The following is a 21,471-nucleotide window of genomic DNA, read 5'->3' on the forward strand; positions in this document are numbered from 1 at the left end:
CCGAAAAAATTCAGGCATTACAACAACGAGCAGTAGGGGACTAACCCAATGTCAAAGATCGCCTTGGTCGACGACGACAGAAACATCCTGACTTCCGTCTCCATGACGCTGGAGGCCGAGGGCTTCGAGGTCGACACCTACAACGACGGGCAGTCCGCGCTGGACGCCTTCAACCGCAAGATGCCCGACATGGCCGTGCTGGACATCAAGATGCCCCGCATGGACGGCATGGACCTGTTGCAGCGGCTGCGCCAGAAGTCGGCCATGCCTGTGATCTTCCTCACCTCCAAGGACGACGAGATCGACGAGGTCCTGGGCCTGCGCATGGGCGCGGACGACTACGTCAAGAAACCCTTCAGCCAGCGCCTGCTGGTCGAGCGGATCCGCGCGCTGCTGCGCCGCCAGGACGCCATCGGCGGAGAGATCGAGGCCGACACCGAAGAGACCAAGGTCATGACCCGGGGCGAGCTGACGATGGATCCGCTGCGCCATGCGGTGACCTGGAAGGGCCGCGACGTGTCGCTGACGGTCACCGAGTTCCTGCTGTTGCAGGCGCTGGCCCAGCGGCCCGGGTTCGTGAAGTCGCGCGACCAGCTGATGGACGTGGCCTACGACGACCAAGTCTACGTCGACGACCGCACCATCGACAGCCACATTAAGCGTTTGCGCAAGAAGATGCGCACCGCCGACGAGGACTTCTCGGCGATCGAGACGCTCTACGGAATCGGTTACCGCTATAACGAAGACTGATCCGATGGCGGATGCGGCCGGGCCCGTCGATGTGCGCAACCTCAATTCCGTGCGCGCCGCCGCCCGCCAGCCCAAGCTGGTGCTGGGCGACGACTGGGTTTCGCCGCAGTCGCAGGCGGAGCGGGAGCTGAACGACCGCCGCAAGGCGCGGCGGTTCCTGACGCTGCGCAACTCGCCGATCGCGCGCAAGATCATCACCTTCAACCTGCTGGCGATGATCATGCTGGTGGCGGGGGTGCTCTACCTGAACCCGTCCCGGGACAACCTGGCCTACCAGCGCGCCAACGGGCTGGTGAACGAAGTGGAGCTGGTGGCCAACGTGCTGGAGGCACGGATGCCCGCCACCGCCCCGGTCAACCTCGTCAGCGGCGACGGGATCGACATCGACCGCACCCTGCGCGGCATGGACCTGCGCGGTGGCGTCGACGTGACGATCTACAGTCCCGAAGGGCAGATCGTGGGCCAGGCGACCGGGGCGCCGCCCAGGGCGGTCTCGGACAGCGGAACGGCGATCATCGACGCGCTCTCGCGGACCTGGGGGGCGTTCGAGTCCCTCGTGGCCCCGAACGAGCCCCAGGGGCCGCAGCCCGTCTTCCTGACCCCTGAGGAGATCACGAACGTCATGGCCAACGGGGCGGACGTGCGCACGCTGAACACGCCCGCCGGCACGACCTTCGTGGTCGCGACCGCGATCGAGCAGAACGGGCGGCCCGTGGGGGTGGTGTCGATGTCCAGCGCCGCGGGAGAGCTCGACGCGCTGGTCAGCCGCGAGCGCGAGCAGGTGCTGCGGCTGTTCGTGGTCAGCGTCGTGGTCAGCGTGGCGCTGAGCCTCGCCCTTGCCTCCACCATCGCCAACCCGCTCGCGGACCTCGCCGCCGCGGCGGAGCTGGGGCGCGACAAGAACGCCCGCAAGATGTCCCCCGTGCGTGTGCGCATTCCCGACTTGACCGCCCGCCCCGACGAGATCGGGCGGCTTTCTGGCGCGCTGCGCGGCATGGTGCAGGCGCTTTACGAGCGGATCGAGGGCAACGAGCAATTCGCGGCCGACGTGGCGCACGAGCTGAAGAATCCGCTGGCCTCGCTGCGCTCCGCCGTGGGCACGATGCGGGTCGCCCGGCGCGAGGACCAGCGCGAGACCCTGCTCAAGGTGATCGAGCACGACGTGAACCGCCTCGACCGGCTGGTGACGGATATCGCCAGCGCCTCGCGGCTTGATTCGGAGCTGGTGAAGGAAGAGGAAGAGCCCTTCGATCTGCTTAAGATGCTTGGCAATCTCAACGACTTCCTGGCCGCCCAGGCGGCCGAGAAGGGCGTCGATTACAGCACCGACCTGCCCGACGAGGCGCTGATCGTCCAGGGGCTCGAGGGGCGGCTTGCGCAGGTCTTCGTGAACCTCATCACCAACGCGATCTCGTTCTGCGAGGACGGCGACGCGATCCGGGTCTGGGCGCGGCGGCGCGAGAACCGGATCCTGGTGGTGGTCGAGGACACCGGTCCCGGCATTCCCGAGGGGGCGTTGAAGAAGATCTTCACGCGCTTCTACTCGGAACGGCCCGCGGGGCAGTTCGGCAACAACTCGGGCCTCGGCCTTGCGATCAGCAAGCAGATCGTAGAAGCCCACGGCGGCGTGATCTGGGCCGAGAACATCCGCCCCTCGCGCGCGGACGTGACCTCGGAGCCGCTGGGCGCGCGCTTCGTCGTCGGTCTGCCGGTCTGAGGTGCGCGGCACCCCGCCCCCATGACGGACGATCCCCTCACGCTGCAGGCGAGCTGCATCGCGGTGGACGGGCGGGGGCTGCTGCTGCGTGGGCCGTCGGGGGCGGGGAAGTCGGCGACGGCGCTGCACCTGATGGCGCTGGGCGCGGTGCTGGTCGCGGATGACATGGTGCTTCTGTCACGACAGGGCGATCGGGTGATCGCCGGATGCCCGCCCGCGGGGCGTGGCCTGATCGAGGCGCGTGGCCTGGGCCTGTTGCGCGCGACGCCCGCCCCGCCCGTGCCGCTGTCGCATGTGGTCGACCTCGGCCCCGCCGGGGCACGGCTGCCGCCGCACCGACAGGTCACGATACTGGGATGTGATCTGCCTTTGCATCGCTGTCCCGGGGGCCTAGAGTCCGCTGGTGCGCTGATGCAACTCATGCGGGCCGGACGCCATGCCTGATTCCCCCACGCGGACCGGCGAACGCCGGATCGAGACCGTGCTGATCACCGGCCCCTCGGGCGCCGGGCGGTCGACGGCGATCAACGCGCTGGAGGATCTGGGCTTCGAGGTGATCGACAACCTGCCGCTGTCGTTGCTGCCGCCCCTGCTGGGCCGCGGCATGTCGACGCCCCTGGCGCTGGGGCTGGATGTGCGCAACCGCGACTTTTCCACGGACGCCCTGATCTCCGCCATCGACCGGCTGACCGAGGAGCTGGGGGACCAAGCACAGGTGCTCTACCTCGACGCGGAGGACGCGGTGCTGGATCGCCGCTACTCCGAAACGCGGCGGCATCATCCGCTCGCCCCGGCGGGTCCGCCGCTGGTGGGGATCGAGGCGGAGAAGGCCCTGCTGCAGCCGATCCGGGCGCGGGCGGACGTGCTGCTGGACACGACCGAGATGTCGCCCCATGACCTGCGCCGCGAACTCGACGCCCTGTTCGCCCCCGGTGGGGGCCGGTTGCTGGGGGTTTCGGTGCAGTCGTTTTCCTACAAGCGCGGCCTGCCGCGGGGGCTGGACATGGTCCTGGACTGCCGTTTCCTGCGCAATCCGCACTGGGATCCGGAGCTGCGCCCCCTCGACGGGCGCGACGCGGGCGTCGCCGCCTACGTCGCCGAGGATCCGCGCGCGCAGCCCTTCTTCGAGCAGGTCCGCGGCCTGCTGGACCTGGTGCTGCCCGCGCACAAGGACGAAGGCCGTGCGCATCTGGCGATCGGCTTCGGCTGCACCGGGGGGCAACACCGGTCGGTCGCACTGGCCGAAAGGCTGGGTGCCTCCCTTGTGCAGGACGGCTGGCCCGTGTCTATTCGACACCGGGAGTTGGAGCGCCGGGTGAGCGTGGAACCGGCTGCAGAACGGGGACCGGCAGTTTGATCGGAATTGTGATCGTCGCACACGGCAGTCTGGCGCGCGAGTACCTGTCGGCGGTCGAACACGTCGTGGGGGCGCAGGACGGGATGCGGGCCGTCACGATCGAGGCCGAGGACAACCGTGCCGAAAAGCAGCAGGAGATCTGCGCCGCCGCCGACGCGGTGGACAGCGGCGACGGCGTGGTGATCGTGACGGACATGTTCGGCGGCTCGCCTTCGAACCTGTCGCTGCGGGCCTGCAGCGTCGAGAACCGCCAGATCCTTTACGGGGCCAACCTGCCGATGCTGATCAAACTTGCGAAATCGCGTCGCAAATCCGTGCCCGACGCGGTAAGCGCGGCCATCGACGCGGCACATCGCTACATCAATTCGCATACGGTTGGACCGAAGTAACCATGGCAAGCACCCGGCTCGAAATCCAGAACATCAAGGGCTTGCACGCGCGCGCCTCGGCCCGGCTGGTCGAGGTCGTCGAAGATCACGACGCCACCGCGGTGGTGTCGAAGGACGGCATGCGCGCGGGCGGCGACAGCATCATGGGGCTTCTCATGCTGGCCGCCACCATCGGCAGCTGGATCGAGGTCGAGACCCACGGGCCCGAGGCCGACAAGCTGTGCGCGGCGATCACCGATTTGGTCAACGACAAGTTCGGCGAAGGTGACTGATGTCCTGACCGAAGAGCGGCGCGCGGCGGTCGGTCGGGTCTATGACCGGCGCGCCCTGAGCTATGCCACCTCGTTCGAGAGTCCGGGCCGTCAGGCCTTCATCCGCTCGGTCGAGTGGATGACGGGCAAGGCGAAGATCCTGCGCCTGGTGCGCGCCTACGAGCGCGGCGGGCGGCAGACGGGGCAGGGGTTCTGGACCGCCACGCTGGACGTGCAGGGCATCACCGTGGCCACGCCGCCCGCGCAGATCGCCCGCATTCCCCGCACCGGTCCGGTGGTGCTGGTCGCGAACCATCCGCACGGGATGGTCGACGGCATGGTGCTGGCCGAACTCATCGGGCGCCGCCGGCCGGACTACAAGATCCTCGTGCGGTCGCTGCTGGCCTCGCTGGATGCCGAAGCCTCGCGCTACATGATCCCGGTGCCGTTCCGCGACCAGTCGGATACGCAGGTCCGCATGCTGGAGATGCGCCGCGCGGCGATGGCGCAACTGCACGCGGGCGGGGTGGTGGCGTTGTTCCCCTCGGGCGTGGTGGCCGCCTCGGACACGGCCTTCGGCCCGGCGGTCGAGGCGGAGTGGAACGTCTTCACCGCCAAGATGATCCGCATGTCGCGCGCCACGGTCGTGCCCTGCTTCTTTCCCGGCGCGAATTCCAGGGCCTACATGATCGCGAACCGGATTTCCCCGCTGCTGCGGCAAAGCCTGCTGCTGCACGAAGTCGCGCGAACCCGCAATTCGGTCATGTCCCCGATCATCGGCGAGGCGATCCCCTTCGACGCGCTGGAAGACCGCCTGGCCCAGCCGCGACGCCTGATGGCCTGGCTGCGGCAGCGGACGCTGGACCTGGGCCGCGGCTAGCGGGTCGGGACCGGCGTGTCCCCGCGGTAGTCGTAGAAGCCGCGCTTGGACTTGCGGCCCAGCCAGCCGGCCTCGACATATTTCGTCAGAAGCGGGCAGGGGCGATACTTGGTGTCCGCCAGCCCGTCGTGCAGGACGTTCATGATCGCAAGACAGGTGTCCAGCCCGATGAAATCCGCAAGCTCCAGCGGGCCCATGGGATGGTTCGCGCCGAGCTTGAGCGAGGTGTCGATGGAGTGCACCGATCCGACGCCTTCGTAGAGCGTGTAGATCGCCTCGTTGATCATCGGCATCAGGATGCGGTTCACGATGAAGGCGGGGAAATCCTCGGACGCGGTGGCGGTCTTGCCCAGTTGCTCCACCACGCCCTGGCAGGCGGTGAAGGTTTCCTCGTCCGTGGCGATGCCGCGAATCAGCTCCACCAGCTGCATGACCGGGACGGGGTTCATGAAGTGGAAGCCCATGAACCGCTCGGGTCGGTCGGTGCGGCTGGCGAGCCGCGTGATCGAGATGGAGGAGGTGTTCGAGGTCAGGATCGTCCGCGGCTTGAGGTGCGGCACGAGGTCTTCGAAGATCGCCTGCTTGATCGTCTCCCGCTCGGTCGCGGCCTCGATCACGAGGTCGGTGTCGCCCAGCTTCGACAGGGTGGTGACCGGGGTGATCCGTTTCATCGCGGCGGCCTTGTCGTCCTCCGAGATCATCTCTCGGCCGACCTGGCGCGTCAGGTTGCGGTCGATGAGCGCGATGGCGCGGTCGAGCGCCTCCTGGTTCACGTCGTTGAGCAGCACGTCGTAGCCCGCGACGGCGCAGACATGCGCGATCCCGTTGCCCATCTGGCCTGCGCCCACGATTCCGATCCGCTCGATTGTCATCACTGCCACCTGCTGTTTGCCCCGCCACAATGAGGGTTCGGACGCGGACCTACAAGACCGCGGGGCTTAGCGAAATCGAAAGGGCTTTCGACAAGGATGCCCGGGTCAAGAACGGGTGAAAGGGGCGCACGATGATGGATCTTTCCGGCAACACCTCGGGCGATGGCGCCACGACCTGCCGCTACGGCGTGTCCCGGCTGATCTGTCGCGGACCCCGAAGGCAGCTGGACAAACCCTATGTCGCCTTCGCGGGAAGCAGCGAATTCTATGGCCGGTTCATCGAATCCCCGCTGCCGGCACTGGTCGAGGACCGCATCGGAGAGACCTGCGCCAATTTCGCCGCGGTGAACGGCGGGATCGACGCCTATGTCAACGACCCCACGCTGACGCGCCTGTTCTCGCAGGCCAGCTGCACGGTGTTGCAGGTCATGGGGGCGAACTTTCTGTCGAACCGATTCTACACGGTGCACCCACGGCGCAATGATCGTTTCCTGCGCACCTCGACCGTGCTGGACGCGATCTATCCGGACGTCGATTTCTCGGAGTTCACCTTCACGCGCCACATGCTGACGGCGCTGCACGAGACCGACCCGGATCGGTTCGACATCGTCGTCTCGGAACTGCGCGAGGCCTGGCTTGCGCGGATGAAGACGCTGATCGCCGCGATCCAGTCGCCCGTCGTGCTGGCCTGGTTCACGATGGAGGATCTGGACGATACGCCTTGGCAGGACCGGCCCGCGGGACTTCATGCCAATCCGCTCTTCGTGACGGCGTCGATGGTCGACACGCTGCGCCCGTTGGTCCGCGAGGTGGTCGATCTGCAACCCTCGCGCATGGCCATCGCCGCCGGCACCCGGGGCATGACCTTCACGCAACTGCAGCGCGCGGCGGCGGAGGAGATGCTGGGCCCCGCCTGTCACGTCGAAGCCGCCGATCACCTGGCCGAGCGTCTGCGCCGGGTCGCGGATGTCGCGGCCTGACGCCCCCGCCCCGCGCCATGCGACACCAAAAGGGCCGCCGCGGTGATGCGACGGCCCCGAGGCAAGGCGTGAATGAACGGGCGCACGGGCGCCGTTACAGCTTCTCGGTCAGTTCCGGGACCGCTTCGAAGAGGTCCGCGACAAGGCCGTAGTCGGCGACCTGGAAGATCGGCGCTTCCTCGTCCTTGTTGATCGCGACGATGATCTTGCTGTCCTTCATGCCGGCGAGGTGCTGGATCGCGCCGGAGATGCCGATGGCGACGTAAAGCTCGGGGGCGACGACCTTGCCGGTCTGGCCCACCTGCCAGTCGTTGGGCGCGTAGCCCGAATCGACCGCCGCGCGGCTGGCGCCGACGGCGGCGCCCAGCTTGTCGGCCAGACGCTCGATCATCGCGAAGTCCTCTTCGGAGCCGATGCCGCGCCCGCCCGAGACGACGGTGCCGGCGCTGGTGAGGTCGGGGCGGTCGGATTCGGCGACCTTGTCCTCGATCCATTCCGACAGGCCGGGGTTTCCGGCGGCGTCGATATTCTCGACGTCAGCCGAGCCGGTCATCTCCGCCGCGTCGAAGGCGGCGGTCCGGATCGTCATGACCTTGGTCGCGTCCGACGACTTGACCGTCTGGATCGCGTTGCCTGCGTAGATCGGGCGTTCGAAGGTGTCGGCGTCCACGATGGCGGTGACCTCCGACAGGATCTGGCTGTCGAGCAGGGCCGCGACGCGGGGCATCACGTTCTTGGCGTCCGTGGTGCCGGGGGCCGCGATGTGGCTGTAATCCCCCGCGAGCTTCACGATCAGGTCGGCGGTGGGTTCGGCCAGGCGATGACCCAGGGCCTCGTCCTCGGCGCAGAGCACTTTCGAGACGCCGTCGATCTTGGCGGCCTCGGCCGCGGCTTCGGCGGCGGAGGCGCCGGCGCAGAGCACGGTCACGTCGCCCAACGATTTCACGGCGGCGACGGCCTTGCCGGTCGCGTCGACCGACAGCGCGCCGTCGGTCACTTCACCAATCAACAATACGGCCATCACGCGACTCCCTTTTCCTTGAGTTTCTCGACCAGCTCGTCCACCGAGCCGACCATGATCCCGGCCGACCGCTGCTCCGGCTCGGAGGTCTTCACGATGCTCAGGCGCGGGCTGACGTCGACGCCGTAGTCGGCGGGCGTCTTTTCATCGAGCGGCTTCTTCTTCGCCTTCATGATGTTGGGCAGCGAGGCGTAACGCGGCTCGTTCAGGCGCAGGTCGACGGTGACGATCGTGGGCATCTTGACCTTGATCGTCTGCAGGCCGCCGTCCACTTCGCGGGTGACCGTGGCGTGCTCGCCCTCGATCCCCACTTCGGAGGCGAAGGTCGCCTGGGACCAGCCCAGCAGGGCCGCCAGCATCTGGCCGGTGGCGTTCATGTCGTTGTCGATCGCCTGCTTGCCGCAGATCACGAGGTCGGGCTTTTCCTCGTCGACGATGGCCTTGAGGATCTTGGCGACGGCGAGCGGTTCGATGTCGGTGTGCACGTCATCGGCGGCCACGACGAGGATCGCGCGGTCGGCGCCCATGGCGAGCGCGGTGCGCAGGGTTTCCTGGCATTGCTTGACGCCGATGGAGACGGCGACGACTTCCTCGACCTTGCCCGCTTCGCGCAGGCGGATCGCCTCTTCGACGGCGATCTCGTCGAAGGGGTTCATCGACATTTTCACGTTGGCCAGATCGACACCCGATCCGTCCGCCTTCACACGGACCTTCACGTTGTAATCGATGACGCGTTTGACCGGCACCAGTACCTTCATCGCGCAAATCTCCCTTGGTTTCGTTGCTTGGGCGCAGGCATAGCAACCGCCCGACCGTCGCAACAGTGCAAATTCGACGTGGTCCGCCCCGGCTACGTCACGTTTCCCGGGGCGAAGAGGGGGCCGAGGCCCCCGCCGCCACGCGGCCCCCCGAGGTCATCCGGCCAGATGACGCCCTAGCGATTCGCGCCGGGGACCCAGAGCACGTCCGCCCGGCCGTCGTCGTTGGCGATGCGGCTGGCCTGGAAGAACCAGTCGGACAGCCGGTTGAGATACTTGACCGCGGCGGGGTTCACGTCTTCGGCGGCGGCGAGTTCCACGCAAAGCCGCTCGGCCCGGCGGGTGACGGTGCGGCTGAGATGCAGATGGGCGGCGAGCGCCGATCCACCGGGCAAGACGAAGCTGCGCAAGGGCTCGACCGCCTGCGTCATCGCGTCGATCTCCGTCTCGAGCCGGGTCACCTGGGCGTCGGTCATGCGCAGGGGCGGATACTCTGCCTCCGCGTCTTTCGCCATGTCGGGGCGGCACAGGTCCGCGCCGAGGTCGAAGAGGTCGTTCTGGATCCGGGCAAGCTGGTCGGCGGCGTCGCCTGTCGCGTGCAGGCGGGCGAGGCCCACGGTCGCGTTGACCTCGTCCACGGTGCCGTAGGCATTCACCCGGTCGGCGTATTTCTTCACGCGCGCGCCGTTGCCGAGTGCCGTTTCGCCGGTGTCGCCGGTTTTGGTGTAGATCTTGTTGAGCACGACCATGGGTCAGGAGCCTCCGCGCAGGAAAACGAACAGAAGGATGAGCAGGACGGCCACGAATTGCAGGCCGATGCGCCAGCGCATGATCTTGTTGGCGTTGCGGCGGTTGAAGTCGCCCCCCTTGCCGAAGCTGCCGATGCCGAGAATGAGCACGCCCAGCACGATCAGGCAGGCGAGGGCGGCGAGGATGAAGAGCGGGTCGTTGATCATGGCGTGTCCTGCTGGTTCGACTGGCACATAGGGGCGCGCGGCGCGAAGGCCAGCGGGATCAACCGCGTCGCAACACCACATCCAGGGCCCGCGTCGGCAGAAGCCGTCGCAGGGTGCCCGCGAAACGGGTCGGCGTCGTGACGTAGTAGCGCGCCCGGGGCCGGGGGTGTTCGAGCGCGTGGCGCAGCTTCTGCGTCACCGCGCCGGGCGGAAGTTGAAACCGGTCGCCGCCGCCTTCGTAGAGCCGGGTCTTCAGGCTTTCGTATTGTTCGGCGCGGGCGGAGCCTTCGGTGTCGATCCAGCGCTCGAAGTGGGGGATCGCGTTCTCGCGGATGCGCGAGGCGATGGGGCCGGGTTCGATCAGGATCACCTTGATCCCGGTGTCCGCCATTTCCATCCGCAACACGTCGGTCAGACCTTCCAGCGCGAACTTCGTGGCGACATAGGCGCCGCGCCACTTGATGCCCACCAGCCCCAGCACCGAGGAGCAGTTCACGATGCGCCCCTGCCCCTGCGCCCGCATCACCGGGATCACGCGGCGGGTCAGGTCGTGCACCCCGAAGAGGTTGGTCTGGAAGATCGATTCCAGAGCGCCGCGGGGCAGATCCTCGACAGCCCCCGGGCAGGCGAAGGCGCCGTTGTTGTAGAGCGCGTCCAACGTGCCGCCGGTGGCCGCCAGTATCTCGGACAGGCCCCGCTCGATGCTGCCTTCGTCGGCGTAGTCGATCCGGGGGGCGTCGAATCCTTCCGCCCGCAGGCGGTCGCAGTCGACCTGTTGGCGGCAGGAGGCGAAGACGCGCCAGCCGGCGGCGCGCAGCCCGTGGGCCGCGTCAAGACCGATGCCCGACGAACAGCCGGTGATGAGGATGCTCTTGCTCATGGCGGGTGACTGCCCGAGGGGCCGGGCGGACGCAAGCGCGCTCAGCCTTCGGTCAGCAGGCGTTCCGCCATCCAGCCGGTCATGCCGGTGCCGGGGATGAAGACGCGGACCCAGCCGGTGCCGTCAGAGGCCGTGATCTCGGCCTGGGTGCCCTGCGGCAGCGTGTCGATCACGTTGAAATCGGTGCCGGGCCCGTCGCGCATGTTCACCGCGCGGGCCGAGACCTCGCGGATCGGGTTGGCGGTGAGCGCGGTATCATCCGCACCCGAGAGGGAGGCGAAGACGGGCTCTTCGGTGGTGATGATATCGGTGGAACTGCCCGCGGTACGCGGGGCCATCGCCGGCGCCTGCTCCGCGGGCTGGGCCGTAGCTTCGGTCAGCACGGCGGTCTCGGGCCCGGTGTCGGTTTCGGTCGCGGGGGCGGGCTGGTCGAGGGGCGCGGTGTCGGCGCGGGCGAGGACGGCCCTATCCTGCGGCACGGCGGGGGATGCGTCGGTCTGCACCGGTGCCTGGTCCACCTGCGCGGGGGCGGCGGAGGCCACACGCTCTTCCGGCACGAAATCCGCGCCGCCCGACATGACGTAGAAGGCCCAGCCCAGGATCGCGAAGGTCCCGATCATGAATTTGTACATTGGTATCCCCGAAGCGATGGCAGTCGCATGGCTCAACCTTGTAACGCCTCGCGGGTTCCCGGTCAGTTGATTTCGACCCCCCGCCCCGGTCTTGCGTGTCCTTTACGCAACCGGGCCGCTTCGCTAGATGATCCCCATGAGTGAAGACATTCCCGATACCCTCGGCCCCAACGACACGACCGAAACGCTGCGCAGCGCCATCGGCGATCGCTACCTGACCTACGCGCTGTCGACGATCATGAACCGGGCGCTGCCCGATGCGCGGGACGGGCTGAAGCCGGTGCACCGCCGGATCCTCTACGCGATGAGCCGGTTGCGGCTGTCGCCCACGGGCGGGTTCCTGAAGTCGGCCAAGATCTCGGGCGACACGATGGGGGATTTCCATCCCCACGGGGACGGCGCGATCTACGACGCGATGGCGCGGCTGGCGCAGGATTTCAACGTGCGTTACCCGCTGGTCGACGGGCAGGGCAACTTCGGCAACATCGACGGCGACAACCCCGCCGCCAGCCGCTACACCGAGGCGCGGTTGACCACCGCCGCCGAGGCGCTGCTGGAAGGCTTGTCCGAGGATGCCGTCGATTTTCGCCCGAACTACGACGGGCGGCTGGAAGAACCCTCGGTCCTGCCCGCCCAATTCCCCAACCTGCTGGCCAACGGGTCGAGCGGGATCGCGGTCGGCATGGCCACCAACATCCCGCCGCACAACCTGCACGAGCTGATCGAGGCCTGTCTGCACCTGATCAAGTCGCCTGACGCGCGCGACGAGACCTTGATGCAATACATTCCCGGTCCCGATTTCCCGACCGGCGGCGTCATCGTCGAAAGCCCCGAGAACATCGCGACCGCCTACCGCACCGGGCGGGGGGCGATCCGCCTGCGCGCGCGTCACGAGGTCGAAGACCTGGGCCGCGGCCAGTGGCAGGTCGTCGTCACGGAAATCCCCTACCAGGTGCAGAAGTCCAAGCTGATCGAGAAGCTGGCGGAGCTTATCCAGACAAAGAAAGTGCCCCTGCTGGCCGACGTGCGCGACGAATCGACCGAGGACGTGCGCATCGTGCTGGAACCGCGCGCCAAGACGGTCGATCCCGAGATGATGATGGGCATGCTGTTCCGCAACTCCGACCTGGAGACGCGGTTTTCGCTCAACATGAACGTGCTGATCGACGGGCTGACGCCCAAGGTCTGCAGCGTGAAGGAACTGCTGCGCGCCTTCCTCGACCACCGTCGCGACGTGCTCTGCCGCCGCTCGCGCCACCGGCTGGCGAAGATCGACCACCGGCTGGAGGTGCTCGAAGGGTTCATCATCGCGTTTTTGAACCTCGACCGGGTGATCGACATCATCCGCTACGACGACGATCCAAAGGCTGCGTTGATGCGGGAGGACTGGTCGAAGGCGCACGTCCGCGCCACCTCGGAGGCCGATTACGTGGCGCCGGTGGAGACCGACGGAGAAGTGCTGCTGACCGAGGTGCAGGCCGAGGCGATCCTGAACATGCGCCTGCGATCCCTGCGCCGCCTCGAAGAGCTGGAGCTGATCGCAGAGCGGGATGCCCTGATGGAGGAACGCGCCGGGATCGAGGATCTTCTGGAGGACGAGGGCCTGCAGTGGAAGCGCATCGCCGAGCAGTTGCGCGAGACCCGCAAGCAGTTCGGCCGCGACGCCCCGGGCGGCGCGCGGCGCACCAGCTTCGCCGAGGCGGGCGAGGTCGCCGAGGTTCCGCTGGAGGCGATGATCGCGAAGGAGCCGATCACGGTCGTCTGTTCCCAGATGGGCTGGATCCGTGCGCTCAACGGCCATGTGCCGCTGGACCGCGAGTTGAAGTTCAAGGACGGTGACGGCCCGCGCTTCGCCTTCCATGCGGAAACGACGGACAAGCTGCTGGTGATGGGGACGTCGGGGCGCGTCTATACCGTGCAGGCGAGCCTTCTGCCCGGCGGGCGCGGCATGGGCGAGCCCTTGCGCCTGATGATCGACCTGCCCAACGATGTGGCCATCGTCGACATCCTGATCCACCGGCCGGGGGCCAAGCTGCTTGTCGCCTCGACCGAAGGGGACGGTTTCGTGGTGCCCGAGGACGACGTCGTGGCCCAGACCCGTGCGGGCAAGCAGGTGCTCAACGTCAAGGAAGGGGCGGCCAAGGTGGTCCACCGGGTGAAGGGCGACACCGTCGCCGTGGTGTCCGAGAACGGCCGGTTCCTGGTGTTTCCGGTGGCCGACCTGCCCGAGATGGGCCGCGGCAAGGGCGTGCGCCTGCAGAAATACAAGCGGGTCTTCGGAAAGCAGGGCTCGCTGGAACTCGACGGCGGGCTGGCCGACGTGACGACCTTCGACTGGGACGCAGGGCTTTCCTGGACCATGGGCGGCGGCAAGACCCGGACCGAGGCCGACATGAGCGAATGGCGCGCCGCGCGCGGCTCTGTCGGGCGGCGGGCGCCGCATGGCTTTCCCAAGTCGAACCGCTTCGATCCGGCCTGAGGCAAGTCTTCTTCACGCGATGCGCCTGAAACGAAAGGGGCCGGCCCGTGAAGGCCGGCCCCTTGGCCTGTCCGATCCGGGGGGAGGTCGGACAGGCCTGTCTTGACCCGAAGGTCAGCCCACGGCGTTGCCGTCGTTGCGCTTGACCGTGACGATGGCCGAGCGCGGCAGCGCGTCTTCACCGTCGGGGAAGGGGGCTGCGGGGTGCTGGATGCCCACGAACATCGTCCGGCGGTCCGACGACCAGGTCAGGCCCGTTACCTCGGACCCGTTGGGGCCGGTGAGGAAGCGGCGGATCTCTCCGGTTTCGGGGTCGCCCGCGAGCATCTGGTTGTTGCCCATGCCCTCGAAGTCGCCCTCGTTGCTGTCGTCGCCGTCGGTCTGGATCCAGATCAGGCCGGTGGTGTCGATCTGCATCCCGTCGGGCGAGTTGAACAGGTTGCCCGCGTTGATGTTGTCGGTCCCGGCGTAGGGCCCGTCGGAGTGCACGTTCGGGTTGCCCGCCATGACGTAGAGGTCCCACTCGAAGTCGACCGCGCCGTGGTCGCCGTTCTCGGGGCGCCAGCGGACGATCTGGCCGTAGTCGTTGGTCTCGCGCGGGTTGGGCGCGTTGACCTCCATCACGTCGCCGCCGGCGTTGGTCAGCACTTCGCCGTCGTCGTTGGTCGCACCGCGCCGCGAGTTGTTGGTCAGGCAGCAGTAGGCTTCCGCGGCGGTCGGGTTGACGGCGATCCACTCGGGGCGGTCCATCGTCGTGGCGCCCACGGCGGAGCCTGCCATGCGGGTGAAGATCGCGATCTCGGCGGCTTCCATGCCGGTGGCCTCGGGCGTCAGGGCGACCCATTCACCGGTCTGGTTGTCGCTGAAGGTCGCGACGTAGAGCTGGCCTTCGTTCAGCAGTGTCGAGGTGTCGCCGCCTTCTTCGTAGACGTCACGGCTGACCCACTTGTACATGAACTCGCCGCGCTCGTCGTCGCCCATGTAGACGACCAGGCGGTTGTCGTTGGCCAGCGCGTAAGCCGCGTTCTCGTGCTTGAAGCGGCCCAGGGCGGTGTGCTTCACGGGCGTCGAGGCGGCATCCGAGGGGTCGATCTCGACGATCCAGCCGGCGCGGTGCGGCTCGTTGGGGTTCTCGGTCACGTCGAAGCGCGTGTCGTAGAGGTGGTAGTTGTAGCCGTTGCCCTCTGCCGCGATGCCGTAGCGCGCGTAGCCTGCCGCGACGGCCTCGTCGGTCGGCATCTCGCCGGTGGCGCCGAAGTAGCCGTTGAAGTTTTCCTCGCAGGTCAGGTAGGTGCCCCAGGGCGTCCGGCCCGAACCGCAGTTGTTGAAGGTGCCCAGCGATTCCATGCCGGTCGGATCGGCGGCAGTCTGCAGCAGCGCGTGACCCGCGGCGGGACCGTCAAGGGACATCGGCGTGTTGTGGGTGATGCGGCGGTTCAGCGGGCTGTCGATCACGACGGACCAGCCGTTCTCGCCTTCTTCCAGTTCCATGACCGTCACGCCCTGCAGGTTCTGCAGCAGGAGCACGTCCTCGGCGGTGCCGGGGGCGGGGTCGCTGTCCTGCTCGCCCACGTTGTTGGCGGGGCGGCCGGCGAGGTTGATCTCGTTGTTGGTGTATTCGGAGTTCACCACCAGCACTTCACGGCCGTCGATGTCAAACAGCTCCATCCCGTCGGTGTTCTCGCCGAAGACCCGGTCGGAGCCTTCCAACGGCACGCCGGTCTGGGAATCGAACTCGGGCGCGTCGGAGAACAGCGGATCGCCCCAGCGCACCAGCGTCTGCCAGTTGTAGCCCTCGGGGACGTGGATCGTGCCGTCGGTCTGGGCCGCGATCTGCTCGAACGGGAAGCGGGTAGCACCCTGCGCCATCGCCGTGCTGCCCTTCAGGGCGGCGGTGCCCATGACGGCCGCGCCAGACCCGAAGGCCAGCACGCCGCCCAGGAAACCACGGCGCGAGATCGCGCGCTCGACCACGCGGTCGAAGTCCTGCGTCTTGGCGCGGGGGAAGCGTGCCTCGTCCCAGTCGTCGAAGCTGAGGCCGGTATTGATGTCGTCTTTCATGTCTCTCACCCTGCTTGGATTGCATCCGCGGCAGGTCATGGCCCGCCGTCGCGGCACGCCTTAAGCGCGCAACATCACGGCTGCATGACGGTGCGGCAGAATTCGCGCCGTGGGCGCGGGCGCGCCGCGATCCCGGGGCGTCGGGCAGCGTTTGCGCGCGCGCGCGGACCCCGGGGCCGCGAAGGAGACGCTTGATTTCCCGCACGATCCACAATACATCGCCCGCGATGTCAAAATCGGGTCTGATCAGGCCCCGCAAACCAAAGGGTGGCCCGCCATGGCTAAGGCAAAGTTCGAACGTAACAAACCGCACGTGAACATCGGGACGATCGGTCACGTGGACCACGGCAAGACGACGCTGACGGCGGCGATCACGAAGTACTTCGGCGATTTCCGCGCCTACGACCAGATCGACGGCGCCCCCGAGGAGAAGGCCCGCGGCATCACGATCTCGACCGCGCACGTCGAGTACGAGACCGACACGCGCCACTACGCGCACGTCGACTGCCCCGGCCACGCCGACTACGTCAAGAACATGATCACCGGTGCCGCCCAGATGGACGGCGCGATCCTGGTCGTGAACGCCGCCGACGGCCCGATGCCGCAGACGCGCGAGCACATCCTGCTCGGCCGTCAGGTGGGCATCCCCTACATGGTCGTCTACATGAACAAGGTCGACCAGGTGGACGACGAGGAGCTGCTGGAGCTCGTCGAGATGGAGATCCGTGAGCTGCTGTCCTCCTACGACTACCCCGGCGACGACATCCCGATCATCAAGGGCTCGGCCCTGGCGGCGATGGAAGAGCGTGACGCGGAGATCGGCGAGAACTCGATCCGCGAACTGCTGGCCGCCGTCGACGAGTACATCCCGACGCCCGCGCGCGCCGTGGACCTGCCGTTCCTGATGCCGATCGAGGACGTCTTCTCGATCTCGGGTCGTGGTACGGTCGTCACGGGGCGCGTCGAGCGTGGCGTGATCAACGTCGGCGACAGCATCGAGATCGTGGGCATCCGCGACACCAAGACGACCACCTGCACGGGCGTCGAGATGTTCCGCAAGCTGCTGGATTCGGGTGAAGCCGGCGACAACATCGGCGCGCTGCTGCGCGGCGTGGACCGCGACGGCGTGGAGCGGGGCCAGGTGCTCTGCAAGCCCGGCTCGGTGAAGCCGCACACGAAGTTCGAGGCCGAGGCCTACATCCTGACCAAGGAAGAGGGTGGCCGTCACACGCCGTTCTTCGCCAACTACCGTCCGCAGTTCTACTTCCGCACGACGGACGTGACGGGCACGGTGGAGCTTCCCTCGGGCACCGAGATGGTGATGCCGGGCGACAACCTGAAGTTCGACGTGGAGCTGATCGCGCCGATCGCGATGGAAGAAGGCCTGCGCTTCGCCATCCGCGAAGGCGGCCGCACCGTCGGCGCCGGCGTGGTGTCGAAGATCACCGAGTAAGGGGCGGCTTCGGCAAGACCGAACCGCCACCGGTGGGCAAACGCGGTTCGACCGAACCGCCGGCCCACGCGGGAGAGAACAGAAAGGCCGTCGCAGACATGCGGCGGCCTTTTTCCTGCGACGGTGCGAAGCGTGCCCGATGACCTGCAGCGTCACGGACGCGCGGTCCGTCCCGACATCTCTCAACCCGCGTCGGACCGGCACGGAGAACGCGCCTGCCTTGCGCCTGCGAGGTCATCTGGTAGGGTTGCCGCGAACCCGATGGAGGCTGACATGGACCAGAATCGCTTCACCCGCTGACCTGATTTCAGACCGGAGCTTTCCATGCCTGCCACGACTTTCCCGCGCCCGACACGCGCCATCCCATCGTCCTGCCCGACGGCAGCCCGCATCCCGGGTCCGTCTTCCTTGCCCCCGCGCTCGACCATCCGCGCATCGAGGCGGGCGCCTACAGCTACGCCAGCGCGCATCACCCGCCGGAAGATTGGGGCGCGCGGCTGGCGCCCTACCTCTATCCCTTCTCTCCGGAGCGCCTGGTCATCGGGCGTTTCTGCCAGATCGCGGATGGTGTCACCTTCATCACCGCCTCGGCCAACCACCGCCATGACGGGATCTCGAGCTTTCCCTTCGCGATCTTCGGCGGCCCGCGCGAGGATCGGGCGTCGATGCCCGGTCCGGGTGCGGACACGGTCGTGGGGCACGACGTCTGGCTGGGGCAGGGGGCCACGGTGCTGCCCGGGGCGCGGATCGGCACCGGTGTGATCGTCGGTGCCCGTGCCGTGGTGGGCGGCGAGGTGCCAGACTACGCGATCGTCGCGGGCAACCCGGCCCGCGTCGTGCGCATGCGCTTTGCCCCGGATGTCATCGCGGAGCTTCTGGAGCTGGCGTGGTGGGACTGGCCCATCGATCGCATCCTGGCCGCCGAGGACGCGATCTGCGGCGGGGATATCGCAGCCCTGCGCGCCGCAAGGCCCTGACACGAAAAAGGGCCGCACGCGCAGGCGTGCGGCCCTTCGATTTCCCGGGTTCTACCGGATCAGGAGGCGGCGTCCTTGTTCACGCCGCCCTTCGTGGCGATCTCGGTCATGCGACGGTCGCCGTCGTAGGTCTGGTCGAGGCACTTCTTGAGCACCGCCGCATCGCCGTCCAGGCCCAGACGGTTGGCGAAGGCCGCCAGCGTGCCGTAACCGGCCAGCGCGTAGTGCACCATGCGCTGGTACTGCGGGATGATCGCGGCGTCGCGGACGTCCGGGTCGGTGATCTCGTCCGACAGCCCGTGAGCGCGGGCTTCCTTCACGAGGCCCTCCATGCCCTTGCAGTGCTCGGCGTTGGGCTTGATGCCGTGGTCGGAGCACAGCTTCTCGAGCTCGGCGATCCCGTCGGAAATGCCGTTGCCGCCGTCGATCAGCGCCTCGGACAGTTCGGTGTCGGATGCGGCGCGGCCCAGTTCGGTCACGACCGGAAGGGATTGGGTGTTGGCGCTCCAGATGTCCTGAAGCTGGTCGAGGTAGATGTCCTTGAGCGATGTCATGGCCATGTCGGTCTCTCCTTTGTCAAATCGCCGCTCAACGGATGGGCGCGGCGGAAGGTTCCGGCAATGGCACGGCTTTCGCCTGTATTCCGCCCCAATCCACGGCTAGCCTTGCCGGGCCGCCAGTCCCAGGAGCTTGCCCCGTGCCGCATCCCGCGCAGACCCCCATCGCCGCCGTCTTCATGGTGGAACCGGGCGCCTACGAGTGGCCGGCCGTGCTGCTGGTGGCCTCTCTGAGGGCCTTCGCGCAGGACGATCTGCACCTTTACGGCTATTGCCGGGCGGAGCTGATCGACCAGCTGCATCCGCGCACGCTTGCCTTCTTCGAGCGAAACGGCGTCACGCTGCGCCCGATCTTGCCCGCGTTCGAGGTGGTCTATCCGCAGGGCAACAAGCTTTACGCCTGCGCCGAGTCCCGGCCGGAGCCCGCGACGATGCTTTTCGACACCGACATGTTCATGCTGCAATCCGCCCGCCTGTCCGAGACGCTGGTGCCGGGCTGCGTGTCGGGCCGTCCCACGGGCAGCTGGATGTGGGGGACGGGGCCGCGGGACTGGGCGCCCGCCTACGCCAGCGTCGGGCTGGAATTGCCGCCCGCGCGCATGGCCCGGCCCGATGGAAGCTTCACGGCGCCCTCGATCTCTGCCGGGTTCGTGGCCTACATGGAGCCCGAGTTCGGCGCGGTCTGGCGCGACACCGCGCTGGTCATCGAAGCCAAGCGCCTGGCACGCGGCATCTACCCGACACTCGACCAGATCAGCCTGCCGGTGGCGACCGAACTGGCCGGGCTGCGGCTGAACATGATCGACACGAAGTGGAACCGGGCCGGCAAGATCACGGATCAGGCGCTGCGACTGGTCGTGAGCTACCACTACCAGAAGGCCGCGACCTTGAAGTCCTTGCCCGTCAAGTGGCTGGCGGACCGGCTGCTGGTCGAGTTCTCGGATTTCGGGTCGGTCGAGGATCTGCTGGCTTTCTACGACAAGGAGGCAGCCCGCCCCGATACCGTGGTCCACAACGACGGCTGGAAGGAAGCCGTGGAAAGGACCCAGCGGGACGCCGACTCCGTCACCCATGCCCAGGCCGTCGGCCTGAACAAATCGAATTGACACCACGTCCTTGGCCCTTGATCCCGGCGCGCACCTCGGCTACCTCGGGCGTCGGACGTAGGGGTATAGCTCAGTTGGTAGAGCGACGGTCTCCAAAACCGTAGGTCGCGGGTTCAAGCCCTGCTGCCCCTGCCAGTCCACCCATCGGTGATCCGCACCATGACCCATCCCCAGATCGTCTTCCACATCGGCGCGCACAAGACCGCGACGACGCACCTGCAGCATTCGATCGGCGCGGTGGCCGACCTGCTGGCGATGGAGGGGGTCAACTTCTTCGGACCGCAGTCCCTGCGCGGCCCCGGCAAGCGGCTGGAGGCGCGGTTCGATCTGCCGTTCAATCCGCGCAAGTCACTCGCCGACACCCGCCCCGCGGCGGTGGTCCTCGACGAGATGACCCAGGGCGCCCACCGACTGGTCCTGTCGGAGGAGAACTTTATCGGCATCCTCTTCGACAAGGACACCGACGGTCCGCTCTATCGCATAGGCGCTCCGCTCTATCCCCAGGCGGGCCCCCGGCTGGACGCGCTCGCGGCCCGGATCGCGCCCGAGGGGGTCGACATCTGCCTGGGCCTGCGCGCGCCGGCGGGGTTCCTGACCTCCGCCTACGGGCAGGCGCTGCTGGCCGAAGTGGTGGTCTCGGAAGAGCGGTTCCGCAACCAGAACCCCATGGGCAGCGTCGATTGGGTCGACCTGGTGGCACGCCTGCGGTCCGCGCGCGGGGTCCGGACGATCACCGTATGGCGGCAGGAAGAGTACCACGCGCTCTTCCCGCGGATCCTGGCCGCGATGCTGGGGCCGGCTTCGCATCACGTGGCGCCGGTCGCGCAACGGGTGAACCCGGGCCTGTCCCGCGCCGCGGTGGACGTGGTTCTGAAGTTGCACGGCGCCGGGCAGAGGGGCCCGCTTGCCCACCATGCGCGCGATACGCTGCCCATCGGCCCCGATACCCCGGCGTTCCAGCTCTTCGGGCCGGAGGATGCGGCACTCTCGGCGGAGTTCTACGCGGCCCAGTGGGACGAGATAGGCGGCATGGAGGGGGTCACGGTTCTGAAACCCGTGGGTTGATCCGGCGGGCGGGGCGTCGTATGTGGCCAAGCGTCCGCTTGTGAAAGATCGCTCCATGGCCACGAACCCCGTCAAGTTCATCAACGAGACCCGTGCAGAGATCGCCAAGGTCGTCTGGCCGACCCGGCGCGAGGTCGTGCTCACGACGATCATGGTCTTCATCATGGCGGCGCTGATGGCGGCGTTCTTCTCGATCGTGGACCTCGGCATCCGCCAGGCGCTGCAGCTGGTGCTGACCTCCTTCGGGAGCTGATCGGCACGGACCACCCGTCCGGCCAGGCCGGCGCGCCGCAGGATTGTGCGCCGCGGCTCTTGAATAATCCGAATGCG

At 67.6% G+C, this 21,471-nt stretch carries 23 protein-coding genes and 1 tRNA gene; 15 read left to right on the forward strand and 9 right to left on the reverse strand.

Annotation, left to right across the window (positions count from 1 at the left end; genetic code table 11):
- Positions 1–48 precede the first annotated feature (48 nt).
- From EU805_RS02855 to EU805_RS02885, 7 genes are read left to right on the forward strand one after another with little or no spacing between them, the layout of a single operon-like run.
- Positions 49–750 carry a response regulator transcription factor gene (locus EU805_RS02855; protein WP_129762425.1) on the forward strand — a complete coding sequence of 234 codons (702 nt, stop codon included), beginning with the start codon at positions 49–51 and terminating at the stop codon, positions 748–750.
- A gap of 4 nt (positions 751–754) precedes the next feature.
- The gene (locus tag EU805_RS02860; RefSeq protein WP_129762426.1) at positions 755–2,467 is read left to right on the forward strand and encodes a sensor histidine kinase; all 1,713 of its coding nucleotides are present in this window, start codon (positions 755–757) and stop codon (positions 2,465–2,467) included.
- A gap of 21 nt (positions 2,468–2,488) precedes the next feature.
- Positions 2,489–2,911 carry an HPr kinase/phosphorylase gene (locus tag EU805_RS02865; RefSeq protein ID WP_129762427.1) on the forward strand — a complete coding sequence of 141 codons (423 nt, stop codon included), beginning with the start codon at positions 2,489–2,491 and terminating at the stop codon, positions 2,909–2,911.
- Complete coding sequence (gene rapZ / locus EU805_RS02870; RefSeq protein ID WP_129762428.1) at positions 2,904–3,824, forward strand: RNase adapter RapZ; 921 nt, start codon at positions 2,904–2,906, stop codon at positions 3,822–3,824. Before EU805_RS02865 ends, rapZ begins: the two co-directional genes overlap by 8 nt.
- Positions 3,821–4,213: a PTS sugar transporter subunit IIA gene (locus EU805_RS02875; RefSeq protein ID WP_129762429.1), complete on the forward strand. Its 393-nt coding sequence runs from the start codon at positions 3,821–3,823 to the stop codon at positions 4,211–4,213. Before rapZ ends, EU805_RS02875 begins: the two co-directional genes overlap by 4 nt.
- A 2-nt stretch (positions 4,214–4,215) precedes the next feature.
- The gene (locus EU805_RS02880; RefSeq protein WP_129762430.1) at positions 4,216–4,485 is read left to right on the forward strand and encodes an HPr family phosphocarrier protein; all 270 of its coding nucleotides are present in this window, start codon (positions 4,216–4,218) and stop codon (positions 4,483–4,485) included.
- On the forward strand, positions 4,478–5,344 hold the full coding sequence (locus EU805_RS02885) for a lysophospholipid acyltransferase family protein (RefSeq protein WP_129762431.1): 867 nt from the start codon (positions 4,478–4,480) through the stop codon (positions 5,342–5,344). The genes EU805_RS02880 and EU805_RS02885 overlap by 8 nt, the downstream gene beginning before the upstream one ends.
- Here EU805_RS02885 and EU805_RS02890 read toward each other — a convergent pair.
- Positions 5,341–6,216: a 3-hydroxybutyryl-CoA dehydrogenase gene (locus tag EU805_RS02890; RefSeq protein WP_129762723.1), complete on the reverse strand. Its 876-nt coding sequence runs from the start codon at positions 6,214–6,216 to the stop codon at positions 5,341–5,343. The genes EU805_RS02885 and EU805_RS02890 overlap by 4 nt on opposite strands.
- A gap of 131 nt (positions 6,217–6,347) precedes the next feature.
- Here EU805_RS02890 and EU805_RS02895 point away from each other — a divergent pair, with 131 nt between their 5' ends.
- A complete protein-coding gene (locus EU805_RS02895; RefSeq protein WP_129762432.1) occupies positions 6,348–7,196 on the forward strand; it encodes a DUF6473 family protein in 849 nt (282 codons plus the stop codon).
- 94 nt (positions 7,197–7,290) lie between these two features.
- On the opposite strand, the gene EU805_RS02900 is transcribed toward EU805_RS02895, so the two are convergent.
- The 6 genes from EU805_RS02900 to EU805_RS02925 form a co-directional block, all read right to left on the reverse strand.
- Positions 7,291–8,217: an electron transfer flavoprotein subunit alpha/FixB family protein gene (locus tag EU805_RS02900; RefSeq protein WP_129762433.1), complete on the reverse strand. Its 927-nt coding sequence runs from the start codon at positions 8,215–8,217 to the stop codon at positions 7,291–7,293.
- Positions 8,217–8,975 (reverse strand): electron transfer flavoprotein subunit beta/FixA family protein, encoded by a 759-nt coding sequence (locus EU805_RS02905; RefSeq protein ID WP_129762434.1) that lies wholly within the window; start codon positions 8,973–8,975, stop codon positions 8,217–8,219. Before EU805_RS02905 ends, EU805_RS02900 begins: the two co-directional genes overlap by 1 nt.
- A 176-nt stretch (positions 8,976–9,151) precedes the next feature.
- Positions 9,152–9,724 carry a cob(I)yrinic acid a,c-diamide adenosyltransferase gene (locus EU805_RS02910; RefSeq protein ID WP_129762435.1) on the reverse strand — a complete coding sequence of 191 codons (573 nt, stop codon included), beginning with the start codon at positions 9,722–9,724 and terminating at the stop codon, positions 9,152–9,154.
- Positions 9,725–9,727: 3 nt separating this feature from the next.
- Positions 9,728–9,931, reverse strand: a complete 204-nt coding sequence (locus EU805_RS02915; protein WP_129762436.1) for a twin transmembrane helix small protein — start codon at positions 9,929–9,931, stop codon at positions 9,728–9,730.
- A 58-nt stretch (positions 9,932–9,989) separates the two neighbouring features.
- Positions 9,990–10,811, reverse strand: a complete 822-nt coding sequence (locus tag EU805_RS02920) for an SDR family NAD(P)-dependent oxidoreductase (protein ID WP_129762437.1) — start codon at positions 10,809–10,811, stop codon at positions 9,990–9,992.
- Positions 10,812–10,852: 41 nt separating this feature from the next.
- Entirely contained in the window at positions 10,853–11,443 is a 591-nt protein-coding gene (locus tag EU805_RS02925; RefSeq protein WP_129762438.1) for an SH3 domain-containing protein, read from the reverse strand.
- 136 nt (positions 11,444–11,579) lie between these two features.
- On the opposite strand from EU805_RS02925, the gene EU805_RS02930 reads away from it, so the two are divergent.
- Complete coding sequence (locus tag EU805_RS02930; RefSeq protein WP_129762439.1) at positions 11,580–13,922, forward strand: DNA topoisomerase IV subunit A; 2,343 nt, start codon at positions 11,580–11,582, stop codon at positions 13,920–13,922.
- Between the two features lie 114 nt (positions 13,923–14,036).
- Here the strand turns inward: EU805_RS02930 and EU805_RS02935 are convergent, their stop codons facing one another.
- A complete protein-coding gene (locus EU805_RS02935; RefSeq protein WP_129762440.1) occupies positions 14,037–15,983 on the reverse strand; it encodes a PhoX family phosphatase in 1,947 nt (648 codons plus the stop codon).
- 277 nt (positions 15,984–16,260) lie between these two features.
- Here EU805_RS02935 and tuf point away from each other — a divergent pair, with 277 nt between their 5' ends.
- A complete protein-coding gene (tuf, locus tag EU805_RS02940; RefSeq protein WP_129762441.1) occupies positions 16,261–17,436 on the forward strand; it encodes an elongation factor Tu in 1,176 nt (391 codons plus the stop codon).
- A 665-nt stretch (positions 17,437–18,101) separates the two neighbouring features.
- Complete coding sequence (locus EU805_RS17910) at positions 18,102–18,413, forward strand: CatB-related O-acetyltransferase (protein ID WP_370318154.1); 312 nt, start codon at positions 18,102–18,104, stop codon at positions 18,411–18,413.
- A 59-nt stretch (positions 18,414–18,472) separates the two neighbouring features.
- On the opposite strand, the gene EU805_RS02950 is transcribed toward EU805_RS17910, so the two are convergent.
- Positions 18,473–18,973, reverse strand: a complete 501-nt coding sequence (locus tag EU805_RS02950) for a ferritin-like domain-containing protein (RefSeq protein WP_129762443.1) — start codon at positions 18,971–18,973, stop codon at positions 18,473–18,475.
- 137 nt (positions 18,974–19,110) lie between these two features.
- Between EU805_RS02950 and EU805_RS02955 the strand changes: the two genes are divergently transcribed.
- The 4 genes from EU805_RS02955 to secE all read left to right on the forward strand — a co-directional run bounded on the left by EU805_RS02955 (position 19,111) and on the right by secE (position 21,394).
- Positions 19,111–20,076 carry a hypothetical protein gene (locus EU805_RS02955; RefSeq protein ID WP_129762444.1) on the forward strand — a complete coding sequence of 322 codons (966 nt, stop codon included), beginning with the start codon at positions 19,111–19,113 and terminating at the stop codon, positions 20,074–20,076.
- A 59-nt stretch (positions 20,077–20,135) separates the two neighbouring features.
- A tRNA-Trp gene (locus EU805_RS02960) sits at positions 20,136–20,211 on the forward strand.
- A 24-nt stretch (positions 20,212–20,235) separates the two neighbouring features.
- Positions 20,236–21,141 carry a hypothetical protein gene (locus EU805_RS02965; RefSeq protein WP_129762445.1) on the forward strand — a complete coding sequence of 302 codons (906 nt, stop codon included), beginning with the start codon at positions 20,236–20,238 and terminating at the stop codon, positions 21,139–21,141.
- Positions 21,142–21,196: 55 nt separating this feature from the next.
- Positions 21,197–21,394 carry a preprotein translocase subunit SecE gene (secE, locus tag EU805_RS02970; protein ID WP_129762446.1) on the forward strand — a complete coding sequence of 66 codons (198 nt, stop codon included), beginning with the start codon at positions 21,197–21,199 and terminating at the stop codon, positions 21,392–21,394.
- Positions 21,395–21,471: the final 77 nt, after the last annotated feature.

The organism is Salipiger sp. IMCC34102, from assembly GCF_004145405.1.
Lineage (GTDB): Bacteria > Pseudomonadota > Alphaproteobacteria > Rhodobacterales > Rhodobacteraceae > Loktanella.

What these genes read in the sequence shown, in the direction of transcription:
- EU805_RS02855 (WP_129762425.1), top strand. Translation starts at nt 49, where the DNA reads ATGTCAAAGATCGCCTTGGTCGACGACGACAGAAACATCCTGACTTCC.
- EU805_RS02860 (WP_129762426.1), top strand. Translation starts at nt 755, where the DNA reads ATGGCGGATGCGGCCGGGCCCGTCGATGTGCGCAACCTCAATTCCGTG.
- EU805_RS02865 (WP_129762427.1), top strand. Translation starts at nt 2,489, where the DNA reads ATGACGGACGATCCCCTCACGCTGCAGGCGAGCTGCATCGCGGTGGAC.
- rapZ (WP_129762428.1), top strand. Translation starts at nt 2,904, where the DNA reads ATGCCTGATTCCCCCACGCGGACCGGCGAACGCCGGATCGAGACCGTG.
- EU805_RS02880 (WP_129762430.1), top strand. Translation starts at nt 4,216, where the DNA reads ATGGCAAGCACCCGGCTCGAAATCCAGAACATCAAGGGCTTGCACGCG.
- EU805_RS02890 (WP_129762723.1), bottom strand. Translation starts at nt 6,216, where the DNA reads ATGACAATCGAGCGGATCGGAATCGTGGGCGCAGGCCAGATGGGCAAC.
- EU805_RS02895 (WP_129762432.1), top strand. Translation starts at nt 6,348, where the DNA reads ATGATGGATCTTTCCGGCAACACCTCGGGCGATGGCGCCACGACCTGC.
- EU805_RS02900 (WP_129762433.1), bottom strand. Translation starts at nt 8,217, where the DNA reads ATGGCCGTATTGTTGATTGGTGAAGTGACCGACGGCGCGCTGTCGGTC.
- EU805_RS02905 (WP_129762434.1), bottom strand. Translation starts at nt 8,975, where the DNA reads ATGAAGGTACTGGTGCCGGTCAAACGCGTCATCGATTACAACGTGAAG.
- EU805_RS02910 (WP_129762435.1), bottom strand. Translation starts at nt 9,724, where the DNA reads ATGGTCGTGCTCAACAAGATCTACACCAAAACCGGCGACACCGGCGAA.
- EU805_RS02915 (WP_129762436.1), bottom strand. Translation starts at nt 9,931, where the DNA reads ATGATCAACGACCCGCTCTTCATCCTCGCCGCCCTCGCCTGCCTGATC.
- EU805_RS02920 (WP_129762437.1), bottom strand. Translation starts at nt 10,811, where the DNA reads ATGAGCAAGAGCATCCTCATCACCGGCTGTTCGTCGGGCATCGGTCTT.
- EU805_RS02925 (WP_129762438.1), bottom strand. Translation starts at nt 11,443, where the DNA reads ATGTACAAATTCATGATCGGGACCTTCGCGATCCTGGGCTGGGCCTTC.
- EU805_RS02930 (WP_129762439.1), top strand. Translation starts at nt 11,580, where the DNA reads ATGAGTGAAGACATTCCCGATACCCTCGGCCCCAACGACACGACCGAA.
- EU805_RS02935 (WP_129762440.1), bottom strand. Translation starts at nt 15,983, where the DNA reads ATGAAAGACGACATCAATACCGGCCTCAGCTTCGACGACTGGGACGAG.
- tuf (WP_129762441.1), top strand. Translation starts at nt 16,261, where the DNA reads ATGGCTAAGGCAAAGTTCGAACGTAACAAACCGCACGTGAACATCGGG.
- EU805_RS17910 (WP_370318154.1), top strand. Translation starts at nt 18,102, where the DNA reads ATGCCCGGTCCGGGTGCGGACACGGTCGTGGGGCACGACGTCTGGCTG.
- EU805_RS02950 (WP_129762443.1), bottom strand. Translation starts at nt 18,973, where the DNA reads ATGGCCATGACATCGCTCAAGGACATCTACCTCGACCAGCTTCAGGAC.
- EU805_RS02965 (WP_129762445.1), top strand. Translation starts at nt 20,236, where the DNA reads ATGACCCATCCCCAGATCGTCTTCCACATCGGCGCGCACAAGACCGCG.
- secE (WP_129762446.1), top strand. Translation starts at nt 21,197, where the DNA reads ATGGCCACGAACCCCGTCAAGTTCATCAACGAGACCCGTGCAGAGATC.